This is a genomic window from Sodalinema sp., assembly GCF_046483825.1.
Taxonomy (GTDB): domain Bacteria; phylum Cyanobacteriota; class Cyanobacteriia; order Cyanobacteriales; family Geitlerinemataceae; genus Sodalinema.
Genome location: NZ_JAWOCL010000025.1, coordinates 1 through 6606, shown reverse-complemented (window position 1 = coordinate 6606; position 6606 = coordinate 1). Strand labels below are relative to the sequence as shown.

Below are 6606 nucleotides of genomic sequence, written 5' to 3'. Positions count from 1 at the left end.
GGTGATGGAAGTCCGATTACGCTCTGGAATAAGACTTGCGAAAAGAAGTATAAGGGGTTGTTAAAAATCCAGCCGCAACGCCATGTCACTCCCATTGATTATCAAACAGGTAAACCCAAGGATATGGATGATTTTGCAGCACCCTCTAAGCGACAGTCGATTGATGAGTTGCTGGTAAAAATCCAAACCATCATTGAAGATGATTCTGAGGGAGTTTACCAGAAAACTTATGTCCGAAAGAATCCACCGCCGCCAATCACCTGTCAAGCGGTATTGTTGGCGATTGTCAACCATGCAATCAATGGAGAGAAATGGACGCTTGACTCTTTGGCAATGGAGTTCAATACACCAAAAGGAACTATGCGTGGAGCTTTTGAAAATAAACTTAAATCTCTCTTGTCAAAAATGCAGGATTTCCTGGATTAGTGTTTAACTTGAATCATCAAGATTTTTGCGGTCGTTTGCATATAATTTTAATGATTCACTGTTAATCACTTAAGGTCAACACAAGCTTGACAGTTTTTGCTCAGTTTATTAGGACAAAACACACCATGAATATACAACAATTCGGACAATTGGTCGCCATTCCTCAGAGTGTGAAACAGCGTTTAAGAGCGTTGACTCAATCATTCCCCGAGGAGACGATAGAGACGAGTCATCAACGGGCGATCGCCGCCTGGGTGGTGGGACGATATCTGCGTCGCTTTGGCTTTGTCTGTGAGATTGAAGAGAGTAGCGCCTGGAATCCAACCTTATCTCTCTTGACGGAGTTTGCGGAGTTAGAGATTTACTCGATAGAGGGGGATGAGTTGGGAACGGTTGAATGTCTCATCCTCCCCCCTGAGGCGGAGGAGTTACAGATTCCCGAAGCCGTGGTGGGCGATCGCCTGGCTTATATTGCGGTGGAGGTGAATCCTGAACAGACTTGGGGAACGATTGTGGGATTTGTCCCAGCATTACGGCTGAAATCCCCGAAACTGACGATAAAACGGGAGAAACTTCTCAGCCGAGAACGTCTGATTGATTTGTTGGCGGATGTAGAGTCTCTGGTGGAGGAGTCTCGACTCTCGGAATTGCAGGGGTACTGGGAACGCCATGGAATTTGGTCCGAGGAACAACGCTTAGCGGCGATCGCCCAGTTGGAAAGTGCTTTATTATTACAAACCAAGGAACGGCGCCAAGTGGAGACAGCGGCGCAACAGTTGGAACGATTGATTGCTGAGTCGGGAGGAACACCGGTTAACCGGGAGTTAGCCTTTAAGGAGGACGATTCTGAGGCGGGCGATCGCCTGGAGTTACGAGAAATTCTCAAACGCCTGTTTCAATCTTTACGAGAGGATTTAGATTAAGGTATCGGTTAACCCATCCATGGTAGGGGCGAAAAATCCCCTCCTGGGAGGGGTTAGGGGTGGGTTATGCCCCTACAAGCCTCGGGAACCCCACCAATCCTCCTCGGTGCGTGGCGGCAATTTCAATCGAGTTTCCACAGTCCAAACGCGACCAAATCCGCCACACCCCCTACCGTTTCTGACACAAAAATTCCATTCTAGCGGTAGGATGTGTTCCGGCATTCAGGGTGTTTAACCCCTAACCGACTCTCTCAAACTTGCCGGAACGCATCACCCCAGGAACCCCAGCCACATTTACCGAAACTGCATAAAAACCCCTCCCACAAGCGTTACTCCAATGTCAGCCGATGCAACACCTCTGGAGTAACCCATGAAACTCAAATCAACCCAACCCCCCAACCTCCCAACGGAAGCCAAGTACATCGCCGAAAACCTACGGGAATCTCACCCGGAACTGAATCACCCCCCACAACCCCCTCGACTCTGGGAACGGCGCCTTAAGCAAGTCGTCTCACCGGTTCGCTTTCTGCAAAACCTCCTCTTCGCCAATCCCCAAGACTTTCATGGCCGCGTCTATGTCACCCCAGAGTTACAAGAGCATTCTAACCTCACGGCGCGGGTGATTAGTGTCGCCAGTCTCTTCAACGCCATCACCAACCAACCCCTACTCTTTTTCGCCTTCAAAGACTTCGCAGGCGTCGCCGCCATTTTGGCCAGTTTAACCCTCAATCTGTTGCTGATTAAGTTCACCAACGACAACGGAACCGCCGTGGCGGGCCGCAAGTACGGGAACCAAAGCTGGGCCAAGGCTGGCGCGGCGGCGATGATTGCGATGAGTGTGCTGCAATCCTTCGCGGCTGGGGTGGGGATGGAGGCGATGAATAATCGTCCCTATTTGGCGGAGTTGAAGGCCCGGGAGGAAATCGAACGCCAAACGGAGAACTTGCAGGCCATTCCCGCCACCAGTGAAGCCTTGGAAGCCGCACGGCGAGAATTTCAGGAGTTACAAGGGGAGTTGGCGGGGATTCCTCGGGAGAACCCCAATTGGGATACCCTTCATGTGCAACTTTATGGAACTTGGGAAGAACGCGATCGCGATTGGAGTCAGGTTCCCCTAGAAAATCTCCCCTTGCAACAACGAGTCTTCCGCCTGGAACGCCAGGCCCAAGCCATTAAGGAGGAAGCACAGCAAGCCTGGGGGGAAAAACTGGCTCAGCGTCAGCAACTTGGGGATGATGTTTTGTTCCTACAACAGCATCTACCGGGAGCCTTTGAGCGCCATTTTGATGACGACTATGAGTTGAAATCGGGAACGGAAATTGTCCGCTTGGCGGTGGTGAGTCTTTATCAGAAAGTCCTGAGTTTGGATCTGGCTAGTTTAGGCTTTCCTCTGTTCTTCTTCCTCCTCTCCGTCGTCACCAGTGGGATCGCCTGCTGGCTAACCCTGGCCCATGCACAACGCCAGGATGTGCAGATCTCCCGCGATGAGTTGGTGAGTGAGGCGATTCAGGCGCAAGTTGAGGCTTGGGTTCGTGCGGCGGATGACGGTTCTGAAGAAAATTCCTGAGTTTTGCATAAATCCTAGCGTCTGCTGGGTTATGCCAACAGATCGGCGATCGCCATTGCTACCGCTTCTACCCTTTCTACCATTTCTACCCTCGCTTCAGGGGGCGATCGCCACTCCCTCAATCCCATGAGTGATCGAAAGGTTATCCCTATGCAAGCTCCTCACAACCCCACTCAAACGCCGCTCCGGGTGACGCCTCCCCATCTTACGCCTCTGGAGTCTCCCCGTCGTCACCCAGCCAGCGATCGCCAAGTTCTCCGTCGCTATGGCCAACAGGCCCGGAAAACCGGGAACTATGACGCGATTCCCCAAATTGCTGAAATTGTCCGCCTGGCCTATGCTCGCCAACTAATTAGCCCCACACAGGCGCAAGTCCTCTTAAATGATTTAAATGAGGTAGAGACCATATTAAACCCCAATATCGAAGCCCTAGCGAGAGCTTTAGACAAGTTCAGCCAGGGGGTGCTATCGGGTCAAACTCCCAGTTTAGAGGACAAGTTAATGGTACGCGAACAGGTGCGATCGCTCATCGAACCCCTCGATGTCCTGATGGCCATGGCCCGCCAACATCGTGATCCCATTGAACCCGGCGTGGAGGAGGGATTCGCCTCCTGCTATTGCGACACCATCAAGCGTGTCAACGATCTCCGCTATCGCCTCGCCGCCATCACCGAGAAATTCCGCCCCCGGGTTCTCCAACGGCTGCTACGCCACACCTCCAATCCTCAACTCTCTGAACTCGAACTGGTGGCTTTAGAGACGGCGATCGACGATTTACAGGTCACCTGTGCTGACTTAATTCCCCGTTTGCGAGTCAACATCAGCCGCAAAGTTCCTCAATTTTGGGGGTCATTTCCCCATTAATCCAAATTGCATAAAAACCCGAATTAACTGGGTTAATAGTTCGTCGGGAGGGCGACAGCTTAATCCCCTCCCCCGTTCATTCATTTAGGAGTCGAACGTCTCATGTTTAACCTCATGCAAAACCTTCTGGAATCCGATGAACCTAAAAAAGAGATTTCGGTTCATGAGTTCGTCGCAGAAGTCAAGAAAGGAATCAGGAATTTTCATTTAATTAAAGTCACCAATGCCAATTTACGAGGTTTAGATCTAAATAGCCTTGTTATTACCCAGAGTGAGTTACAGAGTTGTGATTTTAGCCAGAGTTCTCTTCTCCATGCCAATTTTCGGGAAACTTGTCTGAAGGGGACAAATTTTAGTGGTGCTTTTTTGGCGGAAAGCAACTTCTATAAAGCCAAGTTAGTGGGTTGTAATTTTAGCGGCGTTCATGGGGAGAACGTCAATTTATCCCATGCCAATTTACGAGGTGCAAACCTGACCTGGGCGGATTTACGAGGCGCCAACTTAGCTAAAGCGACCTTACAGGATGTGAATCTCTCCTATAGCAATTTAGAAGGGGCAAATATCGGTCGAGGCATTCTCGGCGCAACCACATTAAATATGTTGCAATTACCCGCCGGAACTCGGGTGATTCGTCAGGGTTGGTGGCGTTCTAAGTCAGGTGTGAAACAAGAACAACAAGCTGAGTAAACACTCACAATAGCCTACGGCTGAAGCGATGCGTTCCGGCTTGTAAGGGCGAAAAAATTTTCGCCCTTACAATGGATGGATCTAGGTCACAACCCTTACCGATGCCGGAACACATCCTACCCCGGAGGGCTGTTCCCTATTCCCGATTCTCTCTTCCCTTTTTTATCATGATGCAACTCAACGTGACTCAAACTTTAACCCATTCTCTGCGTCTTCTGATTCCGACAACTGTTGATGTTAATCAGCCTATCGATACCTCTCACCTCGTTCGTCAAATCAATCAAGATCTCTGTCAATTATGCGGGGGAACCCTCTGTAAACAACATCGTGGCTATTATCAAAGTGATGAACTTGGGGTGGTGGAAGAGGTGATTTATGAAATTGAAGTTTGGACGACTGATTTTGGCTTGAAACAGGCTCAGCAACTCCTAGAAGGATGGATGACCCGGATTCTGGTGGAACTCCGTCAGGAATCGGTCTTACTGGCTATTGATGGCACAGTTCAGTTATGGGAATTGTCCCAGAAGCAGAGTTCCAGCCCAAATCAGTTAAGTCAAAGGTTAGATCAAAGGTTAGGTCAAAACCGTTTTGGCCGTTCGTTGGCGGGCAGCGTCTAAGACCGCTTGACGCGCCCAATGATCAGCCGCTAAGATATCCTCTAATGTGGGAGTGGCTTTGTTTTGGCTGCGGTGGCGATCGCAGACGGTTTCAATCAGACGCGGAATATCTAAAAACTGCACCTGTTCATCTAAAAATAACGCCACTGCTTGCTCGTTAGCTGCATTTAACACCGCCGTCATCGAGCCACCCTCTCGTCCAGCTTGATAGGCTAACTCCATACAAGGATATTTCTGATGATCGGGTTCTCGGAAGGTTAAATCCCCGGCTTTCACTAAATCGAACTGTTCTAATTCCGTCGGAATCCGCTCGGGATAGGACAAGGAATAGAGTAAGGGTAGCCGCATATCGGGCCAACCTAATTGTGCCAGAACGGAGGTATCTTGCAACTCAATTAAAGAGTGGATAATACTCTGAGGATGCACCACAATATCGATGTCATCGTAGTCTAAGCCAAAGAGATAATGAGCTTCGATGACTTCTAAGCCCTTATTCATTAAGGTGGCTGAGTCAACGGTGATTTTACGCCCCATTGACCAATTCGGATGGGTAATCGCATCGGCCACGGTCACGTCTGCGAGTCGTGCGACGTCCCAATCCCGGAATGCGCCCCCAGAGGCGGTGAGGATGATCCGTTTGAGTCCTCCCTCGGGAACTCCTTGTAAACATTGGAAGATGGCGGAATGTTCGGAGTCCGCCGGAAGCAGTTTTACGCCATGTTTTTGGATGAGAGGATTTACCACCGGGCCGCCGGCGATGAGGGTTTCTTTGTTGGCTAAGGCGATGTCTTTACCGGCTTCGATCGCCGCTAAGGTGGGCAGCAAGCCAGCACAGCCGACAATTCCGGTGACAACGGCTTCAGCATCGCCATAGCGGGCGACTTCGATAATGCCCTCTTCTCCGACTAATAGCTGGGGTTGGGGATCGAGATCGGCGATCGCCTCCCGTAATTGTGGCAGTTTCTCAGCGTTACGAATTGCAACAATTTCCGGCTTAAATTGGCGAACCTGTTGCGCCAATAATTCCACATTGTTTCCTGCTGCAATCCCCACCAGTCGGAAGCGATCCGGGTGACTGGCCACAATATCAAGGGTTTGTGTCCCAATCGATCCCGTTGATCCTAATAGTGTGATAGCTTTCACAATGATTTGTCCTCGATCCCTAGCGTCTTAGCACCAGTATCTCATAGAAGGGCAAAAGGCAAGAGGCAAGAGGCAAGAGGCAAGAGGCAAAAGGCAAAAGGCAAGAGGCAAGAGGCAAGAGGCAAGAGGCAAGAGGCAAGAGGCAAGAGGCAAGAGGCAAGAGGCAAGAGGCAAGAGGCAAGAGGCAAGAGGGAGGTTCTCCACTGTTCCCTGTTCCCTGTTCCCTGTTCCCTGTTCCCTATTCCCTGTTCCCTGTTCCCTATTCCCTGTTCCCTGTTCCCTGTTCCCTGTTCCCTGTTCCCTGTTCCCTGTTCCCTGTTCCATGTTCCCTGTTCCCTGTTCCGGTGTTCCCTGTTCCCTGTTCCCTGTTCCCTATTCC

6 protein-coding genes and 1 pseudogene are annotated in these 6606 nt (G+C 50.5%); 6 read left to right on the top strand and 1 reads right to left on the bottom strand.

The genetic code is table 11. The features are described 5' to 3' along the window. From R6U67_RS01810 to R6U67_RS01785, 6 genes and pseudogenes are all read left to right on the top strand, one after another. Positions 1-426 (top strand): annotated as a pseudogene (locus R6U67_RS01810) (hypothetical protein); the annotation flags it as partial. 125 nt (positions 427-551) lie between these two features. Next, complete coding sequence (locus tag R6U67_RS01805; RefSeq protein ID WP_410250956.1) at positions 552-1349, top strand: DUF1822 family protein; 798 nt, start codon at positions 552-554, stop codon at positions 1347-1349. A 370-nt stretch (positions 1350-1719) separates the two neighbouring features. Continuing rightward, positions 1720-2916: a hypothetical protein gene (locus tag R6U67_RS01800; protein ID WP_410250955.1), complete on the top strand. Its 1197-nt coding sequence runs from the start codon at positions 1720-1722 to the stop codon at positions 2914-2916. 150 nt (positions 2917-3066) lie between these two features. Further along, a complete protein-coding gene (locus R6U67_RS01795; protein ID WP_410250954.1) occupies positions 3067-3780 on the top strand; it encodes a hypothetical protein in 714 nt (237 codons plus the stop codon). Positions 3781-3894: 114 nt separating this feature from the next. Then, complete coding sequence (locus R6U67_RS01790; protein WP_410250953.1) at positions 3895-4467, top strand: pentapeptide repeat-containing protein; 573 nt, start codon at positions 3895-3897, stop codon at positions 4465-4467. A gap of 167 nt (positions 4468-4634) precedes the next feature. Then, a complete protein-coding gene (locus R6U67_RS01785) occupies positions 4635-5084 on the top strand; it encodes a hypothetical protein (RefSeq protein ID WP_410250952.1) in 450 nt (149 codons plus the stop codon). On the opposite strand, the gene dxr is transcribed toward R6U67_RS01785, so the two are convergent. Continuing rightward, positions 5040-6227, bottom strand: coding sequence for a 1-deoxy-D-xylulose-5-phosphate reductoisomerase (dxr, locus tag R6U67_RS01780; RefSeq protein WP_410250951.1), 1188 nt, complete (start codon positions 6225-6227; stop codon positions 5040-5042). The two genes, R6U67_RS01785 and dxr, sit on opposite strands and share 45 nt — an antisense overlap. Positions 6228-6606: the final 379 nt, after the last annotated feature.